The sequence below is a fragment of the Rhodococcus sp. ARC_M12 genome (genome assembly GCF_022810385.1).
Taxonomy (GTDB): Bacteria; Actinomycetota; Actinomycetes; order Mycobacteriales; family Mycobacteriaceae; genus Rhodococcoides; species Rhodococcoides navarretei.
Genome location: NZ_JALGQI010000003.1, coordinates 234,236 through 260,389, shown reverse-complemented (window position 1 = coordinate 260,389; position 26,154 = coordinate 234,236). Strand labels below are relative to the sequence as shown.

Below are 26,154 nucleotides of genomic sequence, written 5' to 3'. Positions count from 1 at the left end.
CCGAGGCGTCCACGAGAGGAATCTTCAGCCTTGACGATCAACGAGAGCACACCATCACACGGACGAGGCTCGCGAAGCACCGGCAACGCAGACAAATCCCCTAGAAGCAATGGCGGCTCTCGGACTCTGGCAGATCGTTTCGCCGCGGGCGAGCCGTACGCACTGGCCTTCGGTGGCCAGGGTGCACCGTGGCTCAGCTCCCTCGAAGAACTCGCTCGCGACTCCGCACTCGAGCCCGAACTGACCGATCTCGTCAACGAGGCTGCAGCCACTCTTGCGCCCGTTGCCGACGAGCTGCTGGTCGTCCGGTCTGTCGGCTTCGATCCGATCGGCTGGATGCTCGAGCAGGACCTCGCCGACGACGACACCGTCGGTTCGTACGGCCCGTCCGAGGCTGCACTGACCTCCGCTGCCGTCTCGCTTCCCGGAGTGTTCCTCACTCAGGTCGCAGCACTGCGCGCGCTGAAGCTGCAGGGACTCGATCCCGCCCAGACCCCGCCCGTCAAGGTCGTCGGACACTCGCAGGGGCTCATCGCCGCCGAATCCGTCGCAGCCGACGGAGCGCAGGACGCGAGCTTCCTCGCGATCGCCCAGCTCGTGGGTGCTGCTGCAGGCCTGGTCGGCCGCCGCCGCGGCATCATCGGTGCCGGAGACCGCGCGCCGATGGTCTCGGTCGCCAACGTCGAACCCGCGCGACTGCAGGCGATCATCGCCGATCTCGCAATCGATGGAGCGCCGGAGCGATCCGCCGCCCTCGCCATCCGCAACGGCCGTCGTCGCGTCGTACTCTCGGGCCCGCCTGCCCAGCTCGCCCGCGTGCAGGAGAAGTGCGAGCAGATCGCTGCCGAGGAAGAGCGCGACCGTGACGCGAAGAAGCGCGGCGGTGCCGTGTTCGCTCCGGTCTTCGAGCAACTTCCCGTCGAGATCGGTTTCCATCACCCAGCCCTGGAAGACGCGGTCGAACTCGTCAGCGCGTGGGCACAGCGGTGTGGACTCGACGTCGAGCTCGCTCGCGACCTCGCACAGAAGATCCTCGTGGACTCCGTGGATTGGGTCGACGCCATCGACGGTGTCGTCGACGCAGGTGCCGACTGGATCCTCGATCTCGGCCCGGGCGACCTGCTCACCCGCATGACCACTCCGGCGCTGCGTGGACAGGGCGTGGGCATCATCGCCGCGTCTTCTCGCGGGGGCCACCGGAATCTGCTCACCCCGGGAGCTGCACCCGAGGTTCAGCCCGCATGGTCGGCGTTCGCACCTACCCCGGTCACGTTGCCCGACGGCCGCGTCGTGGTCGAGACGTCCTTCACCAAGATGACCGGACGTTCACCGATCCTGCTGGCCGGCATGACGCCGACCACGGTCGACGCCAAGATCGTCGCCGCAGCTGCCAACGCAGGCCACTGGGCCGAGCTCGCCGGTGGCGGCCAGGTCACCGAGGACATCTTCACCGATCGCGTCGCCGAGCTCTCCACCCTCCTCGAGCCCGGCCGCGCCATCCAGTTCAACTCGCTGTTCCTCGATCCGTACCTGTGGAAGCTCCAGCTCGGCGGACGCCGCATCGTGCAGCGCGCTCGCGCAGCAGGTGCAGCCATCGACGGCGTCGTGGTCACCGCGGGCATCCCGGAACTCGACGAGGCAGTGGCCCTCATCGAGGAGCTGTCCGAGGCAGGCATCAGCTACGTCTCGTTCAAGCCCGGCACCGTGGCGCAGATTCGCGCCGTCATCCGCATCGCCAACGAGGTTCCGTCCTACCAGGTCAACGTGCACATCGAGGGCGGCCGCGCAGGCGGACACCACTCGTGGGAAGACCTCGACGACCTGCTGCTGACCACCTACGCGGAGCTGCGGTCACGGCCCAACCTCGTGGTCTGCGTCGGCGGCGGCATCGGCACCCCCGAGCGCGCAGCGGAATACCTCACCGGAACGTGGTCGGCAGTGCACGGCTACCCCAAGATGCCGCTCGACGGCATCCTCGTCGGCACCGCTGCCATGGCCACCCTCGAAGCCACCACGGCTCCCGAGGTCAAGCAGCTGCTCGTCGACACACCCGGAACCCCCGACTGGGTCGGTGCCGGTACCGCCAACGGCGGAATGGCCTCGGGCCGCAGCCAGCTCGGTGCCGACATCCACGAGATCGACAATGCGGCATCGCGGTGCGGTCGACTGCTCGACGAGGTCGCCGGCAACGCCGACGCCGTGGCCGAGCGTCGTGAGGAAATCATCGCCGCACTCGACGGCACCGCCAAGCCGTTCTTCGGTGACGTAGCCGAGATGACGTACCAGCAATGGCTCGCTCGCTACCTCGACCTCGCCATCGGAACCGACTCGCGCAGCGACTTCGATTGCGGTGGTGAGTTCACCGACGCCGTGTCCGAGGCACGCGAATCGGTGTGGCTCGATGTCACTTGGCGTACCCGCTATCTGGAGATGCTCCAGCGCGCCGAGGCTCGGCTGCACCCGGTCGATCGTGGCCCCATCCCCACCTTGTTCGCCGACGCCGAGGTTCTCGAGCGTCCGCGCGCAGCACTGAAGTCTCTGCTCGCGCAGTTCCCCGACGCCGCCGACGTGGTGCTGCACCCGGCCGACATCACCTTCTTCACCTCGCTGTGCCGCATGCCAGGCAAGCCGGTCAACTTCGTCCCCGTCGTCGACGGTGACGTGCGCCGCTGGTGGCGCAGCGACTCGCTGTGGCAGGCACACGACGCTCGTTACTCGGCCGATCAGGTCTGTGTCATCCCCGGAACCGTTGCCGTCGCAGGCATCACCCGCGTGGACGAGCCGGTCGGCGAACTGCTGAACCGATTCGAGAAGGCCACTGCGGACCAGCTTCTCGCCGAGGGCATCGAGCCCGCGGCCATCGCGAGCCGTCGCCACGCCGAGATCGCACCCGGACTGCTGGGCATCGTGCTGGCAGCTCCCGACGTCACCTGGGCCTCGCGGATGACGCAGAACCCCGTTGCACGCCTCGGCGATCCAGCCGACTGGACCGTCGATTCCGATTCGGTTGCCTCGCATCCGCAGACCGGCTCCTCGCTGACCGTGCTCGATGCCGAGCACGTGGAGCTGCTGGTTCCGCTCGCTCCGGGCAAGGAAGTGCGCATCCGTCTGACGGTGCCTTCCTCCACGATCGACGGCGGCGCTCCCGTCGTCACCGCACAGGACGCCCAGCAGGCCATGTCGGCTCTGCTCGGAGTTGCTGCCGGCCAAGAGCTTCCGGCCGTCAAGAGCGGTGTCGCACGGCTGAACATCGCGTGGATCCCCGACCTGATCGCCGACCACGCAGGCGTCACCGGATCCGGACTGCCGGACTCGCTGACCGTCAGCGGGAAGGCGGTTCCCGACGTTCTGGTCGGTGCCTGCTGGCCCGCCGTGTTCGCCGTCCTGGGTGCCACCCGCAACGCCGACGGCATCGACGTCATCGAAGGCATGCTCGATCTGGTGCACCTCGATCACAGCGTGAACCTGGTCGGCGAATTGCCCACCGACACCTCGATTCTCGTCGTCAAGGCGGCCGCCGGAGAGGTGCTCGACACCGACCTCGGTCGCGTCGTCGAGGTCACTGTCGAGATCGGTGCCATGCTCGGTGAGGGGCTCGATGCTCCCGCCGTCGCAACTCTCGTGGAGCGCTTCGCCATTCGTGGACGCACCGGCAAGGGCGAGCTCGTCGACCCGGCTCGTGCAGGCGGCTCCGTCGGTGCCGACGCCAAGGACACTCCGCGTCGTCGCCGTCGTCAGGCCACCATCGTGGCCCCGCGCAACATGGCTGCGTTCGCTCAGGTCTCGGGTGACCACAACCCGATTCACACCTCCGACGCCGCGGCGATGCTCGCCGGTCTCGGCAGCCCGATCGTGCACGGCATGTGGCTCTCGGCCGCAGCACAGCAGACGGTCACCGCAGTCGACCACGCGGACACCAAGATTCCGCCGCGTCGCCTCACCGCCTGGACGGCACGCTTCCTCGGCATGGTTCGACCCGGAGCCGAGATCGATGTTCGCGTCGATCGCACCGGATTCGACCAGGGTGCCGAGCTGGTCGAGGTCTCCTGCCGTGTCGCAGGCGAACTGGTCATGGTCGCCACTGCTCGCACCGCAGCGCCGAAGACCGTCTACGCCTTCCCCGGCCAGGGCATCCAACGTCCGGGTATGGGACTGGACGCACGGGCTCGGTCGAAGGCCGCTCGCAAGGTGTGGGAGCGTGCCGACAAGCACACCCGCAGCGCACTCGGATTCTCGATTCTCGCTGTGGTGCGCGACAATCCGACAACGCTCAAGGCGCGCGGTGTCACACACAAGCATCCCGACGGTGTGCTGCACCTGACCCAGTTCACCCAGGTCGCGATGGCCGTTCTCGGTGTCGCACAGGTTGCCGAACTGCGTGAATCCGGTGCGTTCGTGGAGAACTCCATCCTCGCCGGCCACTCGGTGGGTGAGTACAACGCACTCGCCGCCGTCGCCGGTGTGCTTCCACTCGAAGCCGTCCTCGAGGTCGTCTTCCAGCGTGGCTCGGCCATGCACGCACTCGTTCCCCGTGACGAGAACGGCCGAAGTGACTACCGCATGGCCGCCATTCGCCCGTCGCAGATCGGCCTGGCCGACGAGGACGTGCAGGGCTTCGTCGCCGGTGTCGCAGCAGAATCCGGTGAGTTCCTCGAAATCGTCAACCTCAACCTGCGCGGTTCGCAGTACGCCATCGCAGGTACGGTCGCCGGTCTCGGCGAGCTCGAGAAGAAGATCGCGATTCGCCGGGCAGAGTTCGGTGGCAAGGCCGCCTACATCATGGTTCCCGGCATCGACGTGCCGTTCCACTCCACGGTGCTGCGCGGGGGAGTCGACGACTTCCGCAACCGCCTCCAGACCTTGCTGCCCGAGCAGCTCGATCCGGCGATCCTGGTGGGGCGCTACATCCCCAACCTGGTGCCCAAGCCGTTCTCGCTGAAGCGCGAATTCGCGCAGGAGATCGCCGATCTCGTGCCGTCCGAGCCGCTGAACACCGTTCTCGCGGACTTCGATTCGTGGGCCGCACGGCCGAGCGATCTGTGTCGGGTGATTCTGACCGAGCTGCTGGCATGGCAGTTCGCCAGCCCGGTGCGCTGGATCGAGACCCAGGACCTGCTGTTCGCAGACGAGTCCGACGGCGGCATGGGCGTCGAGCGCTTCGTCGAGATCGGCCTCGGTGCAACGCCGACCGTCGCCAACCTCGCGTCGCAGACCCTCAAGCTGCCGGGTCGCTTCGGCCACCCGGTCGAGGTACTCAACCTCGAGCGTGAGGCCGCGATCGTCTACGGCACCGACACCGACCCGGCTCCGGCCGACGAGGAAGAGTCGACGCCCGTGGAATCTGCCGCTCCGGCAGCAGCTTCGGCACCTGCCGCGGCTCCCGCTCCGGCCGCAGCACCGTCCGGCGGACCTCGCCCCGACGACATCGCGTTCGTCGCGGCCGACGCGACCAAGATCCTCATCGGGCTGTGGACCAAACTGCAGCTCGATCAGATCGGGCCCGCCGACACCATCGAGGCACTGTGCGACGGCGTGTCCTCACGCCGTAATCAGCTGCTCGTCGACCTCGGTTCCGAGCTCTCGCTCGGTGCCATCGACGGCGCAGCCGATGCCGACATGGGCGCGCTCTCGGGCACGGTCAACAAGCTGGCTCGTACGTACAAGCCGTTCGGTCCGGTGCTCAGCGACTCCATCAACGACCACCTCCGCAAGGTCTTCGGCCCCTCGGGTCGACGCCCGGCCTCGATCGCCGATCGCGTCAAGAAGACCTGGGAACTGGGCGACGGCTGGGCGCACCACGTCACCGCCGAGGTCGCCCTCGGTACTCGTGACGGTGCTTCGGTTCGTGGTGGCGCGCTCGGCGGTCTGGCCGACGGCGCTCTCGCCGACGGCACTGCCGTCGACAACGTCATCGACGCAGCGGTTGCCTCGGTTGCCGCTCGTCGCGGAATCGCAGTGTCGATGCCGCAGGCAGGCGGTGGAGCCGGTGGAACCGTCGACGCTGCTGCTCTCGGTGAGTTCACCGAGCACATCACCGGCCGCGACGGCGTTCTCGCCTCCGCAGCCCGGTTGGTGCTCGAGCAGCTCGGACTTGCGGATGCACCGAACGCACTGCTGGCCGAGGATCCCGACGCGGCTCTGGTGGAGCTGGTCTCGGCCGAGCTGGGATCCGACTGGCCCCGCCTCGTCGCCCCCGCGTTCGACGCCAAGCGCGCCGTCCTGATCGACGACCGGTGGGCGACCGCCCGTGAGGACCTGGCCCGGTTGTGGCTCGGTACCGCAGGCGATATCGCTGTCGAGTCCTTCGCCGGCGCGGGCAATGCCGTTGCGTCGCAGGCACAGTGGTGGAAGGCCAAGGCCGACTACGAGAACAAGACTGTGCTGGCCGAAACCTTCGGACGCATCGCGGACATCGCGGTCGCATCCGAGGACAAGGGCCAGTGGACCGATCAGGTCGCAGTCGTCACCGGCGGCAGCAAGGGCTCCATCGCAGCTGCGGTGACGGCCAAGCTGCTGGCCGGGGGAGCGACGGTCTTCGTCACCACCTCCAGGCTCGACGACGAGCGGCTCGGCTTCTACCGCTCGCTGTACCGCGACAACGCACGCAGCGGAGCGTCGCTGTGGGTGGTTCCGGCCAACATCGCGTCGTACACCGACGTCGATGCACTCATCGAGTGGATCGGCAGCGACTTCATCGACACTGCCGGTGGCGCAAAGACTCTGGTCAAGGCCGGCGTCACACCGACAATGCTGTTCCCGTTCGCCGCACCTCGGGTCATGGGCGAGATGTCCGACGCCGGAGCTCGCGCCGAGATGGAAATGCGCGTGCTGCTCTGGTCGGTCGAGCGTCTCATCACCGGACTGTCGAAGGTCGGTTACGACACCGACATCGACACCCACCTGCACGTGGTGCTGCCGGGATCGCCGAACCGCGGAATGTTCGGTGGCGACGGTGCCTACGGCGAGTCCAAGGCTGCACTCGATGCGGTTGTCGCCAAGTGGGGCTCGGAGAAGAACTGGGCCGAGCGGGTGTCCATCGCCCACGCTCACATCGGGTGGGTGCGCGGCACCGGCCTGATGGGTGGCAACGATCCCATCGTCGAGGCCGTCGAGGCCGAGGGCGTACGCACCTGGTCGACCGAGGAGATGGCGACCGAGCTGCTCGAACTGTGCACACCTGCCGCTCGCCGTCAGGCCGCGCAGGAGCCCATCGTGGCCGATCTCACGGGCGGCTTGGCCAACACCAAGCTCAACCTCGTCGAGCTCGCTCGGGATGCAGCTGCGGCCGCTGCCGAGAAGACCGAAGAGGCAGTGGACAACTCGGTGATCGCGGCACTACCCGCACCGCCGCGGCTGTCGACGTCGACCACCGCTCCGGCGTGGCCGACACTCGATGTGGACCCGAAGGACCTGGTCGTCATCGTCGGTGCAGGCGAGCTCGGACCGTATGGTTCGGCGCGTACCCGCTTCGAGATGGAGGTCGACGAGCAGCTCTCTGCCGCAGGCGTTCTCGAACTCGCATGGAACACCGGTCTCATCGCCTGGGAGAACGATCCCAAGCCGGGTTGGTACGACATCGAGTCCGGTGACCTGGTGCCGGAGGAGGACATCGCCGACAAGTACCACGACATCGTGGTCGAGAAGTGCGGTATCCGCACCTACGGCGACGACGGCGCGATGGTCGGCAACACCGCTCCGCTGATGACCTCGATCTTCCTCGACAACGACCTCACGTTCGTGGTCGGAACCGAGATCGATGCCCGGTCGTTCGCAGCAGCGGATCCCGAGCACACGCTGATCACGCCGGTCCCGGATTCGAGCGACTGGCAGGTCACCCGCAAGGCTGGCACCGAGATTCGCGTTCCGCGCAAGATGAAGCTCACCCGCACCGTGGGTGGACAGATTCCGACCGGATTCGATCCCACCAAGTGGGGCATCTCGCCCGACATGGCCAGCTCGGTCGACCGAGTCGCCCTGTGGAACATCGTCACCACGGTCGACGCGTTCATCTCCTCGGGCTTCAACCCGTCGGAACTTATGCGCTGGGTGCACCCGACACTGGTCGCCAACACGCAGGGCACCGGCATGGGCGGCATGGAATCCATGCGCTCGCTGTACATCGACACCCTGCTCGGTGATGCTCGTGCGAACGACATCCTGCAGGAGGCTCTGCCGAACGTCGTTGCCGCGCATGTGGTCCAGTCGTACATCGGTAGCTACGGCGCGATGGTTCACCCCGTCGCTGCCTGTGCCACCGCTGCAGTCTCGGTCGAGGAAGGCGTCGACAAGATCAAGCTGGGCAAGGCACAGCTCGTGGTCGCCGGCGGATTCGACGACCTGAGCACCGAGGGCATCATCGGCTTCGGTGACATGTCGGCAACTGCCGACTCGGCAGCGATGACCGCCAAGGGCATCAGCGATCGCCGGTTCTCGCGAGCCAACGATCGCAGGCGCGGTGGATTCGTCGAATCCCACGGTGGCGGAACGATTCTGCTCGCTCGGGGCGATCTGGCACTCGAGATGGGCCTACCGGTCCTCGGAGTGGTGGCCTACGCACAGTCGTACGGCGACGGAGTGCACACGTCCATCCCGGCTCCGGGACTCGGCGCGCTCAGTGCCGGTCGCGGCGGCAAGGATTCGGCGCTCGCGCTCTCGCTCAACGCGCTCGGCGTCAGTGCAGACGATGTGGCCGTGATCTCCAAGCACGACACCTCCACCGCGGCGAACGACCCGAACGAGGCGGAACTGCACACCCGCCTCGCCAAGGCCATCGGCCGTTCGGACGGCGCTCCGCTGTTCGTCGTCTCGCAGAAGAGCCTCACCGGACACTCGAAGGGCGGAGCGGCTGCCTGGCAGCTGATCGGCCTGTGCCAGGTGCTGGCCAACGGAGTCATCCCGCCGAACCGCAGCCTGGACTGCGTCGACGACAAGATGACCGCGTTCGAGCACCTGGTGTGGGCACGGGAGCCGCTGCGCTTCGGCGACTCGGTACCGCTCAAGGCAGGTCTGCTCACCTCGCTGGGCTTCGGGCACGTGTCCGGACTCATCGCGCTGGTGCACCCGCAGGCATTCCTCGAGGCCGTTCCGGCGGATCGACGTGCCGCGTACATCGCCAAGGCGAACGAGCGGCGCATCGCCGGTCAGCGCAGGCTGATCTCCGCGATGGTGGGAGGAGATTCCCTCTACGAGCGGCCCGACGATCGACGGCTCGGACATGACGGGACGCCGTCCACGGCGTCACGCGAACTGGAGGCACACGTGTTGCTCAACGAGTCCGCTCGCCTCGGCGAGGACGATGTCTACTCCTCCGGTCTGCCGGGTGCCATCTGATGGCGATCCTGGGAGTGGGTTTCGACCTGGTGACGGTGTCCGACTTCGCCGAGCAGATGGAGAAGGTCGGCACGACGATGATCCGCGACAGCTTCACCGCGGGCGAGCGCCGTCATGCCGCAACGAAGAGTTCCGACCCGACCCGCCACTACGCAGCACGGTGGGCTGCCAAGGAAGCAGTGCTGAAGGCATGGGCGACATCGCGATTCGCTCGGCCGCCGCAGATCGGTGACAACCCGTATCCGTTGATCGAGGTCGTCAACGATGCGTGGGGCCGTCCGTCGATCAAGTTGCACGGCATGGCGCAGGAGTTCCTGCCGACGGTGAAGATTCATCTGTCACTGACCCACGACGGTGACATCGCCGCCGCGGTGGCGATCCTGGAGGAGTGAGTTCGCTCCGAAAACGAGTCAGGCCCGTCCGATCCAGGTGATCGGGCGGGCCTGTCGTTTGTGCGGGGTCGGGTTGGTCAGGCTCGCTCTGTATCGCTCGCCGAGCCGCCGGAGCGCCTGCTCTCTTTCTCGGCGACGAGCAGATACGCCATCATGATGCGTTTGAGCTCGGCGACGGCGTCCTCGTGGCTCTGGCCGTCCTGCACCGAGAAATTGAGCATCGAGTAGACGATGTGCACCAACACCTGAGCCATCAGGTTGCGTCGGTGCCGGGGTGTGCGCGGAGTCAGTGGACCGAGCATGCGGGAGACCTGATCGGCGAATTCTCGCTCATGGATCACTCCGGTCGCGCGTGTCGAGGGCGTCGACTGCATGGCGAGCCACACCTCACGGCGTGAGGGATCGGTCATCCACATGCCCGCCATGTGGTCGACGAAGTTGTTGAGGAACCGCACCCAGTCCAGCGATGGGACCTCACCGTCGAACTCGGCGAGCTCCTGCTGAACCCCGACAAGGTCTTGGCGATTGAGTTCGCAGACGATGACGTACTTGTTGGCGAAGAACTGGTAGAGCGTGCCGATCGGCAGTTCGGCTCGTGACGCCACCTCCTCGCAGGTGAACGACTCGAACCCCACGTCGCTGAGCAACTCGCGGGAAGCCTGCAGCAAAGCGTCGAACTTGCGTTGGCTGCGTTCCTGGGTGGGACGCCGTCGCGGCATGAGCTCCTGAGTCTGTGCCGTCGACTCGAGCGCGGCGTCGAGACGGCGCGAGGACTGGGCACGAGCAGAGGATTCCACCCGGTCAGGCTATCCGGCGCAGGTGCTCGGTATCCACAACTGGGTCCGACACGCGCGCCACGGCTGGAGGTCTCGGAAATAAACCTGGGTTCGACGACAATTTCTCGTTCCCCATACTGTGACAAACTCCAAGCCCGATCCGGACCGATTTAACCGTCAACAGGTATGGTTTGGTAGACAGAATCAAATTCCGTGCAGGGTGATCGTTATTCGGAACAACAGAATGGCGTTCATGGTCGGGTGCCTCCACCCTGAGCACAGGGAGACTGCCATGGCAACTATTGGTGTAGCGATCGAATCTGGCTCGATGCAGACAGTTCTACTCGAGCCGACCTCGGGCGTGGTGCTGGCCGATCGGACCGCCCCTCTCGACCCCGACGTGGCCTCCGTATTGGCGACAGCGATCGAGACCATGCGCGCCGAGGCAGCGGCGCTAGACACCGACGTGGACGCAGTAGGCGTGGTGTACCGAACCGAGGACGAGCGCGCCGAGTTCGCAGCCACGCTGGTCCACGAGCCCGTAGTTCTGTCCTCCGCGGCCGAGTCGTTCCTCGGTTGGCTCGAGCGCTCGAAGGAATTCGCCGACGCGAAGACCGTACTGCTGTATCACATGGGCGGCACGGGTGTCTCGATATCTCTCGCCGACGCAGCCGAAGCCTCGCTCACCCCGACCAAGACCACTGCGCTGGACTCGATGTCGCCCGAGCGCATCGGCAGCACCATCCCGCTGGCGTGGGAAGTGGTCGATCAATCCGGCAAGAAGCCCGAGTTCGTGGCCCTGTTCGGCGACTCGTCGAGCAATCGCGATCTCCTGGACATCCTGTCGCTCGGACTCGGCGTCCCCGTCGTGCGCGTGAGTCACGCGGACCAGGTCGCAGCGCGAGGAGCTGCGCTGCTGGCGCACGAGGGCGAGTCGGCACCGCTGGCCGTCGCGCCAGTGACGGCGGCCGCGGATTCGGAGCCGGTCGAGACCGTCGCCGCCGATGCCGGGCCCGAGGAGACCGTCGAGGTCGAGAAGGTTCCGGATCTCGTTGTGGTGCCAGCGCCGCTTCCGCCGTCTGCAGTGCCGCGCGTTGTGGGTGCACACCCGGCCCGGTCGGGAGGCTCTGGGCGCAAGCTCGTGTTCGCCGCTGTGCTGCTGGCCGGTGTGCTGTCGGCAGGTGTGGCTGTTGCTGCGACATTGCCGGGTGAATCCGAGACGACCGCCGAGCAGAGCGTGGATCGGCGCGATGCCGGGGCGGATCTGGTGGGGGCAACCCGGCCGGCGGATTCGACGACCCCGGACCCGGTTGCGATCGTGGTTCCGCCTGCACCGGTGATTGCGCCCCCGCCCGAGATAATTCCTCCGACAGTGGACCCATCGACAGTTGTCGAGTCTGCACCGACGACCGAGGCGTGGGCGACCCAGGATCCACCTCGCCAGGAGGTGGCGGCACCGGTACCAACACGGGTGGACCCGCCACAGTTCACCGTTCCCGTTCCCGTTCCGGAGCCGGGCAAGTCGCCCGAACAGCTCGAGCAGGAAGCGTGGGATCGGCACTGGCAGCAGACGGGTCAGTGGTTCGAGCAGGAGTTCTCCGGCCGCTGACGGTGACGAGTGATGACAGACTGGCGAGAGCCCGTCTGTCATTTTCTCGTTTGGAGGATTCATGCCCGCCGATGCTCGACCCGTCGACGTTCGATCTGCAATTGCATCGCAGATGCCCCGAGCGAAAGTTGAGTTGGCAGAGCTGGTCCGATTCACTTCGGTACACGATCCCCGGCAGTTTCCGGCCGAGCAATGCATCGGGGCAGCGCACTGGGTGCAGCAGGCTTTCCTGGATGCGGGCGTCCCCGACGTCCAGTTGATCGAGACGGTCGACGGCTCCCTGGCCGTTGTCGGTTCGCGTCCGGCACCCGCGGGAGCGCCGACCGTTCTGCTCTACTCGCACTACGACGTCCAGCCTCCAGGAGATGAAACGCTGTGGGACAGTGAGCCTTTCGAGCTGACCGAACGGGACGGCCGGTGGTACGGGCGGGGTTCGGCCGACTGCAAGGGCAACGTGATCATGCATCTGTTGGCGTTACGGGCGCTGGGGGAGTCGCTCGACGTCGGCGTGCGGATCGTCTGCGAGGGTTCGGAAGAGGTGGGTACCGGCGGGTTGGAAGCGCTCGTGGAGCAGCGACCGGAATTGTTCGCCGCAGACATGGTCGTCATCGCCGACACCGGCAACGCTCGCGTGGGTTCGCCGACGGTGACGACCACGCTCCGCGGTATCGCGAATGTCGTGGTGCACGTGGAAACCCTTGCCGGTGAGGTGCACTCGGGCATGTACGGTGGGTCGGCACCCGACGCGCTCGCCGCGTTGGTGCAGGTGCTCTCCACGTTGCGCAACGAGCAGGGCGACACCGTGGTCGACGGTCTCGACGGCACGCAGGCCTGGGACGGCGTCGAGTACGACGCCGAGCAGTTCCGCTCCGATGCCGGGGTGCTCGACGGCGTCGGGCTGGCGGGCTCGGGCTCGGTGGCCGAGGCGGTGTGGGCGCGGCCTGCTCTGACGATTCTGGGGATCGACTGCCCACCCGTCGTGGGGTCGGCAGCGGCGATCTCACCGCGTGCGTCGGCACGGCTCAATCTGCGGGTGCCGCCGGGAATGGATTCGCTGCGGGCTCAGGATGCGTTGGTGGCTCATCTGGAGGCGCGTACGCCATGGAATGCGCGGGTCACCGTCGAGCGTGAGGCGATCGGGTCGCCGTTTCGGGCCAGAACCGACGGGCCGGGTTACGCGGCGCTCTCCGAGGCGTTGGAGGAGGCATTCGGGCAACCGATGGGGACGGCTGGGCAGGGCGGGTCGATTCCGCTGTGCAACGCGCTGGCTCAGGTGTTGCCGAACGCCGAGATCGTGCTGATGGGCGTCGAGGAACCTCGGTGCCGGATCCACGCTCCCAACGAGAGCGTGGATCCGACGGAGATCGAGAAGATGGCCGTCGCCGAGGCGTTGTTCCTGCAGCGACTGGCCGGCTCGGGTAGTGGGGACTCAGACAGCTAGATCGCGACGGAGCTTGGCGACGTGGCCGGTGGCGCGGACGTTGTACTGCGCCACCTCGATCTTGCCGGCCTCGTCGACGAGGAACGTGGAGCGAATGACGCCCTCGTAGACCTTGCCGTAGTTCTTCTTCTCCCCGAATGCGCCCCACGCCTGCAGCGTCGACTTGTCTTCGTCGGAGAGCAAGGGGAACGTCAGCTCTTCTTTGTCGCGGAACTTGGCGAGCTTGGCGGGCTTGTCGGGGGAGATACCGATGACCTCCAGGCCTTCGCCGTTGAGCTCGGCGAGGCTGTCTCGGAAGTCGCACGCCTGCTTGGTGCAGCCCGGGGTGCTCGCAGCAGGGTAGAAGTACACGATCACCTTCTTGCCTGCGTAGTCGGCGAGAGAGACGTCGTTGCCGTCGGCATCGGGCAGGGTGAACGCCGGAGCGGTGTCGCCCGGCTCGAGCTTGCTGTATTCGGTCACCGCACGAGAGTATCGAAATGTCGTCGTGCTCTAGGCTCGACTGCGACCGAGACTATTTGCAACAAGTTGGAGGACACGTGGCCAAGGACACCGACCGAATCGAGCGCGAGATCGAGGCCGCTCGCAATCAGCTCGCCAGCACCCTGGACGAGCTGAGCGTCCGTGCCAGCCCCAAGAACATCGTCGCCAACACCAAGCAGTCCGTGGTGGCCAAGCTCAACGAGCCGGCAGTGAAATTCACCCTCCTCGGAGTCGGCGCAGTGGTGGCAGTTCTCGTGGTTCGCAGGATCTTCAACTGACGCAGCAGGTGCTCCGACCAGCCGATTTCACATCTGGCGGCATCTGCTGTTAATGTTTCTCCCGCACCGCAGAGAACACGCGGTGCGGATCGGCGCCATTAGCTCAGTTGGTTAGAGCAGCTGACTCTTAATCAGCGGGTCCGGGGTTCGAATCCCTGATGGCGCACACTGAAACACCCCGTCACCAGTTTGAAGCTGGAGGCGGGGTGTTTTGTTTTTCCTCGGCTTAGTCCCAGCTCATCACTTCGAGGGAAAAGCGGTGAGTTGAGTGCTCCTGGCCTGGTCGAAAAGACCGGGCACGTTGTGGACGGCGTGACAGCGACAGAAAGGGGAGATCGAAGTTCGCGACATCGATCGTCGACGACGGATGGTTGTTCCGCCGATTGGCGGAACGGCCGGCTTGCTGTGCTATTCCGAGCGTCGAGGCAAATACCTGACCTGGGTGTGGGTCGGCTTACAGGATTCGGTGCACCCCGGCGCGCTCCGCCTTCTGCGAACGGTCGACGGCGAGACTCGAGAAGTGGGGAAGCGCTTTTCGCCCGAAGTCAAGTCGCAACCGATGACCGAAACACTCGAAGTAACCACACTCCGGCCGGCCGCGGGTCGGACCCACGACATCATGGGTCACGCACGTTTCGGCGCGCCTGGATCGAGACGGTGAACGCCCCTCCGATCAGGCGATCGGGGTGAGTGGACCCATGAACCGACTCGCATCCCCGCCCAGCAGGTTGGGACGAATCTGTGCGTTGATCCAGTGGGGGACACCGAGTTCGACGGCGCTGACCGCGTCGAGCCGCGTGTACTGCTCATCGGTCAACGTGACGTCGAGCGCGCCGAGATACTCGTTCAGCTGAGCAACTGTGCGCGGTCCGACGATAGGAATCAGTGTGGCGGCGGATCGATCGCCCCGTTCCCGCAGCCAGGCCATCGATACCTGAGCGGCGCTCGCACCGGTCTGTTGTGCAATTGCCAGGACTTCGTCGATGACGGCCGTGCGCTGTGCAGAGTGTTCCGGAGTGACGAATCGGTCGGGATCCGTAGCGCGACCTTCGGCACCGGTTCGATATTTTCCGGTCAGTAGTCCGCCGGAGAGTGGCGACCACAGATTGACGGCCAATCCGAGGCTCTCGGCCATTGGCATCAGCTCACGGTCGGCGGTCCGCTCGACCAGGCTGTATTCGGTCTGGATTCCGACGATCGGTGCCCACCCACGCATGTCCGCCAGGGTCGCCGCGGCCGAGACCTGCCATGCCGGATAGTTCGAGAGGGCGACGTGATGGATTTTGCCCGAACGCACGAGATCGTCCATCCCGCGGACGATTTCGTCTATCGGTGTGACTCCGTCGGGAAAGTGCACCCACAGCAGGTCCAGGTAGTCGGTGCGGAGCCGGCGAAGGCTTGCTTCGACCGAAGAGATCATGTTCTTTCGTCCACTTCCTGTCGACGAGACGTGTGGCTCGGTTGTGTCGCTCGCACCGTATTTCGTCGAGACGACGAAATGATCGCGGTCTGCTGCAACGAGGTCTCCGAGAATGACCTCGGACTCTCCCGCTTGATACATGTTGGCGGTGTCCAGGAACGTACCGCCGGCCTGGGCGAACCGGTCAAAGATGATCCGGGCCTCCGCGGCGTCCGTACCGCTGGACCAGGAGGTCCCGAAATTGCCGGTGCCCAGAGCGAATTCCGAGACTCGCAGGCCTGAACGTCGTCCGAAGGTGGTGTAGCGCATTTTATTTCCTTTGTTGTAGTGATGTCAGAGATCGGTGATGTGGCTGTCGGCAATACTTGTGGCGAATCCGGGGCCGAATGCCGCGGACGGAGTCCGAAACCCTGCAGAGTGTTGGCCGGCAAGGACGCGGCGAGCCGCCTGAACGGCCGAGAGTTGGGTGTAGACGTAGCCGTTCGGAGTGTCGATGACCGACCGCACGACGGTGCCGTCCTCGTCGGTGACTTCGGCCAGTGCGCGATAGCGACCTTCGAGTCGTTCGGCCTCGGTCGGGCCGTCGGGGATGTGGTCACCCGGCGCGGGCATCCCGTTGGTCGACCGCATGAACACTGCAATGTTGCCGAGCCCGAGAGACCGTTGTGCTGTGATGAGATCACCCATCGGTACGGGTGCGAAGTCCTCTGGCCCTGAGCCGAAGTCGAAGGTTTCAGCGGTGGCGTTCGGCGTGCGTACCAGTCCACCATCGGCGCGGACCAGCCCGAGGAGGTCGCCGATTCCGGCCGAGCTCGAGATGGACCCCCGAGAGAAGCCGCCGGTGATCTCGAGTGCGATACGGAGCCGGACCGGTCGTGGTGTCCTCGAGGCCGCGTGCACGGCGACGGCGTCACTCGGAACGACGTCCCAGCCCACCCCGGGCACCAACATCACGCCGGCCGCTGCGGCAGCAGCCGACCGTTCCTCTGCCAGAGCGTAGGTCGCAAATTCGGCAGTCGTGTCGAGGTAGTGGATGCCCTCCGAGATGGCTGCGCGAATGAGCGGTTCGGCTGTCACGCCGAATGGACCCGCAACATTGAGTACGACGCGCGTGCCTTCGAGGTTGTCCAGGACGGTGATCGGGTCGTGCAGAGCGAAGACCCTACCGGGAACCCCGAGCCGTTCCGCCAGGGCCTCGACCTCGACCCGGTTACGTCCTGCCACCGCGAAGTCCAGTCCGATGCGGGCAGCTTCCTCGGCGATCAGGCGTCCGGTGTAGCCGGTTGCGCCGTAGATGAGGAGTGCGGGGGGCGCGCTGTGTTCCATAAAGACGAACGTAGCATAAACGGAGAGGTACGCTCCGATCGGAGGTAATGGCTCCGAGGGGAGAGATACTATCCGCGCTATGGTTGTCGGTATGACGAACGCAGCGGGTGCCGGCGAGGCTCCGAGAGAACGCGCGGACTCGCGCCGCAAACGCCTGCGCCTGATCGAGGCGGCACGCGCGGCTATTGCCGAACACGGACTTCAGGCGTCGACGACGGATATCACCGAACGCGCCGAGGTCGGAGTCGGAACGCTGTATCGACGGTTCGGGTCGAAGGAGGCCTTGGTGGCCGATGTGCTTCTCGATGGCGTGGCGGAGATCGAATCGTGGGCCGAGGCCGCTCTCGAGGACGCCGACGCGTGGGAAGGGCTCTCCCGCTTTCTCTATGCGTTCACCGAGGCGCAGATGAACAATCTCGGATTGGCCGAATTCACCAGCGGGACAAGTTATCAGCTGCCGAAAGAGCTGGTGGACCGTAACGCTGTGCTCGCGGAGATGGTCGACCGGCTCGTCCGTCGGGCGCAGGAGCAAGGGACGTTGCGCAGTGACGTGACGTGGCGGGATGTCGTTCTGCTGTCGCTGGCACCGATCGGCGGCAAGGAATGTCTGGGGGCCACCAGGGGAGAAGGGCAGTGGCGCAGAACGATTGCCATCGCACTGGACGGGCTACGTACCCCCGCAGGGACCGCCCTACCTGCTGAGTGATCGTCCCGGAACGGACTGGTCGCTGCCGGCTGTGACGGGTAGCGTCCAAGCTGCCCAACGAAGCGAGTGCGTCGGCGCTGGGTGACCCAACGGGGGCGGTGGCAACGCAACGCCGAGACACCGAGAGGGGGTGAGGGCGATGCCGTGGAACAGGCGACAACTGGCCGACCTGGTGGGCGCCACCGCGAATAACGTGCGCCTTTATCACCGTCTCGGACTGCTCGACGAGCCCCCGCGCCGACTCGACGGCCAACGACACTACGAGGTTCGGCACCTCGTGCGCCTGTTGCATGTGAGAAGGCTTGCGCACCTTGGAGTACTACTGCACGACATCGCCGAGATGGGTTCCGAAACACCGCCATCGACGATGCTTCGCTTGTTGGAGACGGAATTGACTGAATCGATCGCGCATCTGGGCACCGTGCGAGGAGATCTCGCGACCGCGATCGCTCTCGACGCGCCCTACGACGTGCCCGCGGAGTTCGGCGATATCGCAGGCCGGTTGACGGCCGCGAACCGCGCGCTCAACCTGATCTGCTCGCGACTGATCCCCGCGAGCGCCCTGGACGTGATTCGAGAACAGTTCACGACCGAACGCACCGAACCGCAGGTCGAGTTCGATTCACTGCCCTCACTTGTCGACGATGTGACCCTAGGACACCTCGCGGAGGCAGTGCCACCGCATCCCGTTCTCGTCTACATCGAGGGCGTGTTTGCCGGGGCCGACGCGAACACGCGGCTGGGTGACGATCGCACTCGGGACATCCTGCTGGATGCGGTTGTCGGCGTGCACAACGCGGCCCAGTCCGAGGTGCTTCGCCGTCTGCATCCGCTGCTCGACAGTTGGCTCGACTGGTCCGAGCTCGAACTGTCATCCGGCGAGAAGACCCGCTCGCCGGATGACCTCGATCTGGGCGCTGTTGTAGAGCTCGAAAACGCCTCCACCGTCGTCGATTGCGCGAACGCCGCGGAGACGGCGCCCAAGCGGGCCGTGTTCGACGCCGCGCCGTTCATCGACCCCGGCATTGCGGTCGAGAACTCGCGAAACGGCTGCGAGAACTGGCCGGTCGATCCCACGCTCAACCCGCTCCTGGCCGACGAGGTCGACGGCCTCGCCGACACTCTGGTGGTCTCGGTGACCGGCGACGGTATTCCTCCGCACGCCGGCGGCATCGCCCTCGCCGAGGCGCTCGGCGGCAGCCTGCTCACGGTCGAAGGTGAACAGCACGGTGCCTCTCTCGCGGGTAATGCGTGCGTAGACGCAATCGTCTCGGCCTATCTGGTGGACCTCGAGTCGCCCGCACCCGACGCGCGGTGCAACCTCGCCCTTCGGCCCACACCCTGATCGCATGCAGGGTTTGGGCCGGAGATGTTGTGGCAGAGGGTGGTTCGTCTACCGCGGGTGCATGGAATCCCAGAACGTCATCATTGCCGAGACCGATGCCTGAAGTTCATCGGCGGGCACACCGTCTCTGGCCAGGGGTGACAATCCGAGTAGAAAGCCGTGAAACAGTGTCGCTGTTGCGTCGATCGGGATGCTCGGGTCGAGTTGACCTCGATCGACAGCCCGTTCGACCAGCGCGGCAATGTTGCGGCGATCAACAGACCTCCGGGCTGCCAGGGCAGAGTGCTTTCCGGCGTCCGGACCCTCGATGATTCCGCCCAGGCCGACCAGGCATCCGAGGGGATGCGTCGCATCGGTCTGCATGGTCACCGAGCCACGCAATGTCTTCTCCAGAGCGGCTCGAGGGTCCATGGATTCGTCTGCCAGTGGGGCGGTCGCACGGCCGTAGCTGTCGATGTACCGCTGGACCACGGCGGCGAACAATCCATCCTTGGATCCGAACGCACCGTAGAAGCTGGCCGAAGACATACCCATGCTGCTTCGTAATTGCGTCAATGACGTTGCCTCGTAGCCGTTCTCCCAGAAAAGGACCATGGCCGCTTCGAGAGCGCGGTCCTCGTCGAACTTTCGCGGTCTCCCGGTTCTGCTCATCGCGGTTCCATTCCGTGTTTCGGTGTTCAGTGGATTACAGACTAATCAATCCAATAATTTGGCAACAGGGGTGTCGGTGGTGTTGACTTACGGAATGATCAATCCAGAAGTCATTCAGGGCACCACCGACAGCTCGACAATTCCGATGCCGGCCGGGGGCGGAAGTAAACAGCGACTTCCATGGTCAGCGCTGCTGGCGATGTCAGCGACCGCATTCATCGTCATCATGACCGAGACACTTCCTGCCGGGCTTCTACCTCAGCTCTCCGCGGGTTTGAGCGTCGGGGAGGCCGCGGCAGGGCAGTTGATCAGCGCATACGCACTCGGAGCGGTGCTCTTCGCGATTCCTGCGATCACGTTCACGCGAAGTTGGCGACGCAAACCGATCCTGCTCGTCGCAGTCGGCGGATTCGTGGTGGCCAATACGATCACAGCGTTGGCACCGGGGTTCGAGATTGCACTGTTGGCGCGTTTCGTTGCGGGGGCTTTCTCCGGGGTGGTCTGGGGGATGCTCGCCGGGTACGCCCGCAAAATAGCCCCGCCCGCGTTGGCCGGGAAGGCGCTGACCGTGGCGATGGCGGGTACGCCTGTTGCGTTCGCTATCGGCACGCCTCTTGCGACGTATCTCGGAACGCTGGTCGGGTGGCGCTGGACCTTCGGTCTGATGTCTGTGATTGCCCTTGGTTTGATCGCGTGGGTGGTCGTATCAGTTCCCGATTCCGACGGCCAGAATTCCACTGCGCAAACGCCATTGAATCGCGTCTTTCTGCTCTCCGGTGTCGCGCCGATCATCGCCGTGGTGCTCGGATGGTTCCTTGCCCACAACCTGCTCTATACCTACATCGCACCCATCATCGACGATATGGACGTAGGGCTCAGAGTCGATGTGGTGCTAGCGGTGTTCGGGGTGGCTGCGATGGCCAGTATCGCCGTTGTCGGGGCGCTGGCGGACCGCATCCTGCGAAGGCTGGTCCTGATCTACTTGGCCGCGTTCGCCTTGGCGGCCACCTCGCTGGCGATCGCGGGAAGCACTCCAGTGATGTTCTTGCTAGCAGTGATCCTGTGGGGCATGTCGTTCGGTGGCGCTGCACCGTTGTTGCAGACCGCACTGGCGGACGCATCGGGCCCCGATGCCGATGTTGCCAATTCGATACTGACGACCGTCGCGAACGCGGCAATCTTTCTGGGAAGCGCTCTGGGTGGGGTACTTCTCACTGCTGCAGGACCAGGGTCGTTTCCCGCCGTCACCCTCGGTCTGGTCGCATGCACCTTGCTCGCCGCAGCTGCTGCCCGCCGCCATGGTCTTCCTCCCGGCGCGCGGCAGTAGGCGACTCGCCGACAAACTCGAGGCATCGTTCGCCGCAGTCGATCGGCTCGGACGACACGTGACCAGAAGACACCGCGACTCGATAACCCATTGCCGACACCCGCCAGGATCGAATCTGTCGACGACGTCCTACTGAAGCAGGTTCGTCTCGTCTCCAGCGAGATCCGAGGAAAGACCCGCGCTATCGAGGCTTCGTGGGCACGCCCAGCACATCAGTCAATGAGAAAGCATCCTGAGTGTTCGCTTCCCCGACACAGCTCTCAGTTTTTCCGTCGGTCGGGAAGCCGGCCGACGGATCAACAGCCGCTATGGGTGTCGAGGTCGCGACGTACCCGACGACGATCGATGCTGTGGTCGGCGCTCAGCTGATACCGAGGGCGGAAAAGATCTGCCGGTACCGTTCTTTCGGGTCGAGCGGGAGGCCGGCTTTCACGAACTCCGCCCAGTCGTCGCCCAGCACTTCTTGCGCCCCCGACTCGATTGCGTCGAGACCTGCATTCGCGAGGTCGGCCGGTGCGACTTTCACCGCGTCCACTCCTTTTGCCATGTCGGTGTCGACCAGCCCCATGTGCACGCCGACCACATGTGTGCCCTGCGATGAGAGCTCGAGGCGCGTGCTGTCCGTCAACATCCAGGCCGCGGCCTTCGACGCGGCATAGGCACCCGCGCCCGGCGCAGTGAACCACGACAGTGCGGAGACGACGTTGAGGATCGCACCGCCTCCGTTGGCCCCCAGGATCGGGGCGAAGGCGCGGGTCATCTGCAGCGGACCGTAGAAGTTGGTGTCCATTTCCCGCCTGATGTCCGCCATATCTCCGCTCAGCAGGGCAGTGCCTGTCGATATTCCTGCATTGTTGATCAAAACCTGCATGTCGCCGGCAGCGCGAGCCGCGGCTTCGATGTGCCCGGCATTCGTGATGTCCAGCTCGATCGGCTCGACGCCGTCGGCTTCGACCGCGCTCGCGTCGCGGGCAGCCGCGTAGATCTTCGCTGCCCCACGTGTTTTGAGCTGTTTCGCGAACTCGGCACCGATGCCTCGGTTCGCTCCGGTGACGAGCACAACTGCACCTTCGAGCTTCATACGGATCCTTTGTGTAGTGATCACTATCGATTGCCCAGCGAGCGTAGCACGTTATGTAGTGATCGATATGTTATTCTTCCGGCATGGCTGGCCGACCACGTGGTTTCGATCGTGACGCGGCATTGGCGGTGGCTACCGAACTGTTCTGGCGCAGGGGCTTCACCGACACCTCGGTCGCGACACTCACTGCAGCCATGGGTGTGACGCCACCGAGCCTCTATGCCGCGTTCGGCGACAAGCAGAGTCTCTTCGAGGAAGCCTCAGCCGAGTACTTTCGCCGCACGTGCGAGGCCGTGGACGAGGCGGCCGAACTACCCACGGTCCGTGAAGCCCTGGGCCGAATGCTCGACGACACAGCACGAGCTCACACCGATACCGCGACGCCCCCGGGCTGTCTGATGCTGACCGAGCCACGGCTGGCCTCGCAGCGAGAGATCCTGCGAATACGGCTTCGAGATCGGCTCGATCGCGGTGTCCATGCCGGTGAGCTGGCTACGACCACCCACACCGATCACCTGGCTTCGTTTCTCCTGGCAGTCATGCGTGGCATGTCCGGCTGCGCCCGCGACGGCGGAACTACCGAAGACCTTCTTGCGATCGCCGATGCTGCTATGACGGTGCTACAAACCCCGCCCACGGAATAGTTCCGCGAGAAGGCCGGCGTACAGATAGCTGAGTCGAAGTGGTGGGGCCGACGCAATGGGTCGACTCGATCCGACTATCTCGTGGTCCTTGGCCGGCTGGTAAGCGGCGAAAGGCGAGTCGACCGTCTGGATGCCTTCTTGTCGATCGATCGTATGCAGATCGGATCTTGGCGTCGGATCCGATGCGCCGCCTCCGCGGCCTGATATCGGCATCTCAGGTGCCGGGACTGTTCGACCATCCCTGAGGGGTTCGGACGTTTGACCCTGTTGCGGGAACACGGAATAGCTTTGTCATGCACACATCAACGCACGCACATCTTGCCGTGCGCCGGGCTGGACCGACTGATGATCGATGAGGAGGAGCTCACGTGCCGTTGGACAAGAGTGTGCTCAGTACGGCACCGCGCGGGCGGAGGTACTTGCTCCCGGCTGCGATCGCTGCCGGTGTCATCGGATTGACCGGCGTCGTCGTGATGGCTGCCATGGCGTCACCGCCACCAAGCGCCCCGACTGCGAGTGGCGACGAATCCGGTGATGGAACACCGGATATCGCTGCGCTCGCAGGGTCGTTGGCCGGCCAGCAACTCAGCTGGGAGACATGTGAGTTCAACGACGACGGACCGCCCATCCCTGGTGCCGACGTCTCTAACGTCGAGTGCGCAACTATCAAGGTTCCACGCGATTGGAACGATCCTGATCCACAGCAGACGTGGGATGTACGAATCTCTCAGGCACACAACATCGATCGCACCGATCCTGACTACCACACCACGGTGATCACCCACCCGGGTGGACCGTACGCGTCGGGGTTGTCTTACAGCTCGACCGTTCAGATGTACACCCCGGAATTGCGGCAGACCACGAATTACGTGAGCTTCGATCAGCGTGGTCTCGGTCAGTCCAGTCATGCGCAGTGCGAGTACCAATACGATCCGGCGGATGGACCCGACGCGGAGACGCGCGCGATCGGCGAGTCGTGCTCGGTCGATCCCGAGGTCGCGACCATGACGACCGAACAGACCGCGTTCGACATGGATTTCATCCGTCACCTTCTCGGGCTCGAATCGGTGACCTATATGGGCTACTCCTACGGCACGTGGCTCGGTGCCTGGTACGGCGGCCTGTTTTCGGACAACATCGAGCGCATGGTTCTCGATTCGGCCACGGACCCGACACAGGACTCGATCCAGGGCCTGTACGACCTGGCCCACGAGGGCCGCGATCGGCAGTTCCGGCTCCACATGATGAACTGGATTGCGCGCAACGACGCCACGTATGGGCTGGGCGGCGACCCTGAGGTGATCTGGAATCGCTACTTCACAGCTACCGGAAGTGCGGAGCAGTCGTTGGCTGCTCGGTACGCGTGGGCGTCGACGAACCTCAACGTTGCGTTCTCCAGTTCGGTGGTCTATCCGTTTGCTGGACAGCTCGTTTCGCTGATCATCGCCGAAGGTGAACGTGCCGTGACCCCTACGACTCCTGTTGCCTCCGCGAGCCGCATCGTCGACGGGATGGACACCCTCACCGGGGAGCAACGCACCGCGGCCCACGACGTGCTGGCGGCGCTGTCCGCGGCACCGGAAGACGATTCCAGTGGGTTGGTTCGCGGTACCTACGACGAGGTCATCGACTTCACGAAATGCACCGACGGACAGTGGGTTCAGGGCCTCGAATACTGGAACGAGTTCAACGAGCGAACGGCGCTCGCTGCGCCCTTCTCGGCGCAGAGTGGACTGCTCGACGGGCCACAGGCCTGTGCATTCTGGCCGACGGACTCGGCGATGCCTCCGTTGACCGAGGACTTCCCGGAAAGCATTGTTCTGCAGAGCGAACTCGATTCGATGACGCCGTGGGAGGCGGGTCAGGTTGCGGGCACGCAGCTGCCGAACACGAGCCTGATCGCGGTCGACAACGAGAGCGTCCACGGCGTCTTCCCCTACGGCACGGACGAGGTCGATCGTCCGGTGATCGACTTCCTGCTCGGCGGAGATCGGCCACCACGGACGATCGTGGCACATGCCAAACCCATGCCCCTGGAGGAATTCACCTATGAGTCCTGGACGCCGATCGACGGGAGCTCCGAGCATGACGGTCCGGTACCCAGGTTCACCGATCCGACCATCCGTGCGGAATCGGGCGAGTGAGAACCGTTGAACCGGTCGAATCGTTGGGCTTGACCCTGTCCTTGGGGCGCACTGGTTTCGGTCCACGGCGCGTGCGAGCGAAGGACACAGACGTCGCCTCTGACAGAGCAACCTTGGAGAGATTGACATGAAGTTCACGACATCGACGGCGATACTGACAGGCCTGTCCATGCTGGTCATAGTCTCCTGTGGCAGCGCCACTTCCGACTCGCAGAGTGCGAGCCCGGCTGCACAGTCGGTAGGCAGGGACCACGAGGTCACGTTCGAAAATGGGGCGTTGACGGTTCATGGAAGCTTACGAATGCCCGACGACACCGGCGTAGCTGTTCCGGCTGTACTGCTGATTGCAGGTTCCGGGCCGACGGATAGGAATGGCGACAACATCCACGTCGAAGGAGCCATCGGCACGTTGAGCTACTTTGCCGACGTCTTGGCGCGCCGCGGCATTGCCAGCCTGAGGTACGACAAATCCGGCACCGGTGCAACGGAACTGGACCCAGAGACAAACCCGTCGAAACTCGGACACGATGTATACCTGCACGAGGCCGCCGCGGCGGCGAACTTTCTCGCGGATCGCCCGGGTATCGACAAATCGGGAGTCGGACTGGTCGGACACAGTCAAGGTGCCCTTGTGGCGTTGGCGCTGGCCACCGACAAGGCCGGCGGGGTGCCGCCGATAACATCGTTGGGCCTGGTGCAACCACAGACGGCACGAACGTTGGACATCATGATGCGTCAGGTCGCCGGACTGGTGGAATCCGGACAACTGGTGGATGCCGATGGTGCCGACCTCGTATCGTCGTTGAACCGCGCGGTGGACCAGATCCGGACTTCGGGGACGATTCCGAACGATCTCCCGGAACCTTTGCGTTCGATAGGGATGGTTCCGGCAGGCGCCACCATGCTGGCCACTCAGGACGAACTCGATCCGATCGCCATGGCGGCGTCCCTGCCGTCCTCGATGGCAGTATTCACAAGCTGTTCGGACAAGGACATGCAAATTCGTTGCGTCGACGTTGCCGGTCTCAACGACGTCTTGGCGCAAACGCAGCTGAGTACAACGCATCTCGACACGGCGAACCATGTGCTCAAGGATGTAGGCGACCAGCCGTCGACCGGTGCCGAGTACGGAGAGCCGTTGCCCTTCTCGCAGCAGTTCACCGACGCGTTCGAGTCATGGCTTTCCGTCCGTTGATGTGCG

Annotated in this window: 17 protein-coding genes, 1 tRNA gene and 1 pseudogene; 13 read left to right on the top strand and 6 right to left on the bottom strand. The window is 65.0% G+C overall.

Translation table 11 applies throughout. From position 1 onward, the window contains the following. Positions 1 to 30 precede the first annotated feature (30 nt). Both MTX35_RS06465 and MTX35_RS06460 read left to right on the top strand, forming a co-directional pair. Complete coding sequence (locus tag MTX35_RS06465; RefSeq protein WP_243594170.1) at positions 31 to 9,330, top strand: type I polyketide synthase; 9,300 nt, start codon at positions 31 to 33, stop codon at positions 9,328 to 9,330. Next, the gene (locus tag MTX35_RS06460; RefSeq protein WP_008715184.1) at positions 9,330 to 9,722 is read left to right on the top strand and encodes a holo-ACP synthase; all 393 of its coding nucleotides are present in this window, start codon (positions 9,330 to 9,332) and stop codon (positions 9,720 to 9,722) included. The genes MTX35_RS06465 and MTX35_RS06460 overlap by 1 nt, the downstream gene beginning before the upstream one ends. Before the next feature lie 77 nt (positions 9,723 to 9,799). Here MTX35_RS06460 and MTX35_RS06455 read toward each other — a convergent pair whose 3' ends face one another. Next, positions 9,800 to 10,441, bottom strand: a complete 642-nt coding sequence (locus MTX35_RS06455; protein WP_279393272.1) for a TetR/AcrR family transcriptional regulator — start codon at positions 10,439 to 10,441, stop codon at positions 9,800 to 9,802. Between the two features lie 385 nt (positions 10,442 to 10,826). Here MTX35_RS06455 and MTX35_RS06450 point away from each other — a divergent pair, with 385 nt between their 5' ends. Further along, positions 10,827 to 12,107, top strand: a complete 1,281-nt coding sequence (locus MTX35_RS06450) for a hypothetical protein (protein WP_243594168.1) — start codon at positions 10,827 to 10,829, stop codon at positions 12,105 to 12,107. Between the two features lie 61 nt (positions 12,108 to 12,168). Further along, positions 12,169 to 13,548, top strand: a complete 1,380-nt coding sequence (locus MTX35_RS06445) for a dipeptidase (RefSeq protein WP_243594167.1) — start codon at positions 12,169 to 12,171, stop codon at positions 13,546 to 13,548. Here MTX35_RS06445 and bcp read toward each other — a convergent pair. After that, entirely contained in the window at positions 13,537 to 14,010 is a 474-nt protein-coding gene (bcp, locus tag MTX35_RS06440; RefSeq protein ID WP_243594166.1) for a thioredoxin-dependent thiol peroxidase, read from the bottom strand. The genes MTX35_RS06445 and bcp overlap by 12 nt on opposite strands. Positions 14,011 to 14,087: 77 nt before the next feature. Here bcp and MTX35_RS06435 point away from each other — a divergent pair, with 77 nt between their 5' ends. Together MTX35_RS06435 and MTX35_RS06430 are read left to right on the top strand one after the other, a co-directional pair. Further along, positions 14,088 to 14,309 (top strand): DUF3618 domain-containing protein, encoded by a 222-nt coding sequence (locus MTX35_RS06435; protein ID WP_032375974.1) that lies wholly within the window; start codon positions 14,088 to 14,090, stop codon positions 14,307 to 14,309. 92 nt (positions 14,310 to 14,401) lie between these two features. Further along, a tRNA-Lys gene (locus MTX35_RS06430) sits at positions 14,402 to 14,475 on the top strand. A 507-nt stretch (positions 14,476 to 14,982) separates the two neighbouring features. On the opposite strand, the gene MTX35_RS06425 is transcribed toward MTX35_RS06430, so the two are convergent. Beyond that, complete coding sequence (locus tag MTX35_RS06425) at positions 14,983 to 16,038, bottom strand: aldo/keto reductase (protein ID WP_243594165.1); 1,056 nt, start codon at positions 16,036 to 16,038, stop codon at positions 14,983 to 14,985. A gap of 24 nt (positions 16,039 to 16,062) precedes the next feature. Next, positions 16,063 to 17,055, bottom strand: a complete 993-nt coding sequence (locus MTX35_RS06420) for a trans-acting enoyl reductase family protein (protein ID WP_243594164.1) — start codon at positions 17,053 to 17,055, stop codon at positions 16,063 to 16,065. Between the two features lie 91 nt (positions 17,056 to 17,146). Between MTX35_RS06420 and MTX35_RS06415 the strand changes: the two genes are divergently transcribed. From MTX35_RS06415 to MTX35_RS06410, 3 genes and pseudogenes are all read left to right on the top strand, one after another. Continuing rightward, positions 17,147 to 17,761 (top strand): TetR/AcrR family transcriptional regulator, encoded by a 615-nt coding sequence (locus MTX35_RS06415; protein ID WP_243594163.1) that lies wholly within the window; start codon positions 17,147 to 17,149, stop codon positions 17,759 to 17,761. Positions 17,762 to 17,900: 139 nt separating this feature from the next. Continuing rightward, positions 17,901 to 18,092 (top strand): annotated as a pseudogene (locus tag MTX35_RS26250) (MerR family transcriptional regulator); the annotation flags it as partial. A 60-nt stretch (positions 18,093 to 18,152) separates the two neighbouring features. Next, the gene (locus MTX35_RS06410; RefSeq protein ID WP_243594162.1) at positions 18,153 to 19,106 is read left to right on the top strand and encodes an alpha/beta hydrolase; all 954 of its coding nucleotides are present in this window, start codon (positions 18,153 to 18,155) and stop codon (positions 19,104 to 19,106) included. A gap of 48 nt (positions 19,107 to 19,154) precedes the next feature. Here the strand turns inward: MTX35_RS06410 and MTX35_RS06405 are convergent, their stop codons facing one another. Further along, complete coding sequence (locus tag MTX35_RS06405; RefSeq protein WP_243594161.1) at positions 19,155 to 19,757, bottom strand: TetR/AcrR family transcriptional regulator; 603 nt, start codon at positions 19,755 to 19,757, stop codon at positions 19,155 to 19,157. A gap of 94 nt (positions 19,758 to 19,851) precedes the next feature. Here MTX35_RS06405 and MTX35_RS06400 point away from each other — a divergent pair, with 94 nt between their 5' ends. Continuing rightward, positions 19,852 to 21,084 carry an MFS transporter gene (locus tag MTX35_RS06400; RefSeq protein ID WP_243594160.1) on the top strand — a complete coding sequence of 411 codons (1,233 nt, stop codon included), beginning with the start codon at positions 19,852 to 19,854 and terminating at the stop codon, positions 21,082 to 21,084. 361 nt (positions 21,085 to 21,445) lie between these two features. Here MTX35_RS06400 and MTX35_RS06395 read toward each other — a convergent pair whose 3' ends face one another. After that, positions 21,446 to 22,165: an SDR family oxidoreductase gene (locus MTX35_RS06395; RefSeq protein ID WP_243594159.1), complete on the bottom strand. Its 720-nt coding sequence runs from the start codon at positions 22,163 to 22,165 to the stop codon at positions 21,446 to 21,448. A gap of 83 nt (positions 22,166 to 22,248) precedes the next feature. On the opposite strand from MTX35_RS06395, the gene MTX35_RS06390 reads away from it, so the two are divergent. From MTX35_RS06390 to MTX35_RS06380, 3 genes are all read left to right on the top strand, one after another. Beyond that, positions 22,249 to 22,809, top strand: a complete 561-nt coding sequence (locus MTX35_RS06390; RefSeq protein WP_243594158.1) for a TetR/AcrR family transcriptional regulator — start codon at positions 22,249 to 22,251, stop codon at positions 22,807 to 22,809. Positions 22,810 to 23,177: 368 nt separating this feature from the next. After that, positions 23,178 to 24,953 carry an alpha/beta fold hydrolase gene (locus tag MTX35_RS06385; RefSeq protein WP_243594157.1) on the top strand — a complete coding sequence of 592 codons (1,776 nt, stop codon included), beginning with the start codon at positions 23,178 to 23,180 and terminating at the stop codon, positions 24,951 to 24,953. Positions 24,954 to 25,254: 301 nt separating this feature from the next. Then, positions 25,255 to 26,148 carry a S9 family peptidase gene (locus MTX35_RS06380; RefSeq protein ID WP_243594156.1) on the top strand — a complete coding sequence of 298 codons (894 nt, stop codon included), beginning with the start codon at positions 25,255 to 25,257 and terminating at the stop codon, positions 26,146 to 26,148. Positions 26,149 to 26,154 lie beyond the last annotated feature (6 nt).

Coding starts and splice junctions, on each gene's coding strand:
- MTX35_RS06460 (WP_008715184.1), top strand. CDS start 9,330: ATGGCGATCCTGGGAGTGGGTTTCGACCTGGTGACGGTGTCCGACTTC.
- MTX35_RS06455 (WP_279393272.1), bottom strand. CDS start 10,441: ATGCCGCGACGGCGTCCCACCCAGGAACGCAGCCAACGCAAGTTCGAC.
- MTX35_RS06450 (WP_243594168.1), top strand. CDS start 10,827: ATGCAGACAGTTCTACTCGAGCCGACCTCGGGCGTGGTGCTGGCCGAT.
- MTX35_RS06445 (WP_243594167.1), top strand. CDS start 12,169: ATGCCCGCCGATGCTCGACCCGTCGACGTTCGATCTGCAATTGCATCG.
- MTX35_RS06425 (WP_243594165.1), bottom strand. CDS start 16,038: ATGCGCTACACCACCTTCGGACGACGTTCAGGCCTGCGAGTCTCGGAA.
- MTX35_RS06420 (WP_243594164.1), bottom strand. CDS start 17,055: ATGGAACACAGCGCGCCCCCCGCACTCCTCATCTACGGCGCAACCGGC.
- MTX35_RS06415 (WP_243594163.1), top strand. CDS start 17,147: ATGACGAACGCAGCGGGTGCCGGCGAGGCTCCGAGAGAACGCGCGGAC.
- MTX35_RS06405 (WP_243594161.1), bottom strand. CDS start 19,757: ATGAGCAGAACCGGGAGACCGCGAAAGTTCGACGAGGACCGCGCTCTC.
- MTX35_RS06400 (WP_243594160.1), top strand. CDS start 19,852: ATGATCAATCCAGAAGTCATTCAGGGCACCACCGACAGCTCGACAATT.
- MTX35_RS06395 (WP_243594159.1), bottom strand. CDS start 22,165: ATGAAGCTCGAAGGTGCAGTTGTGCTCGTCACCGGAGCGAACCGAGGC.
- MTX35_RS06390 (WP_243594158.1), top strand. CDS start 22,249: ATGGCTGGCCGACCACGTGGTTTCGATCGTGACGCGGCATTGGCGGTG.
- MTX35_RS06380 (WP_243594156.1), top strand. CDS start 25,255: ATGCCCGACGACACCGGCGTAGCTGTTCCGGCTGTACTGCTGATTGCA.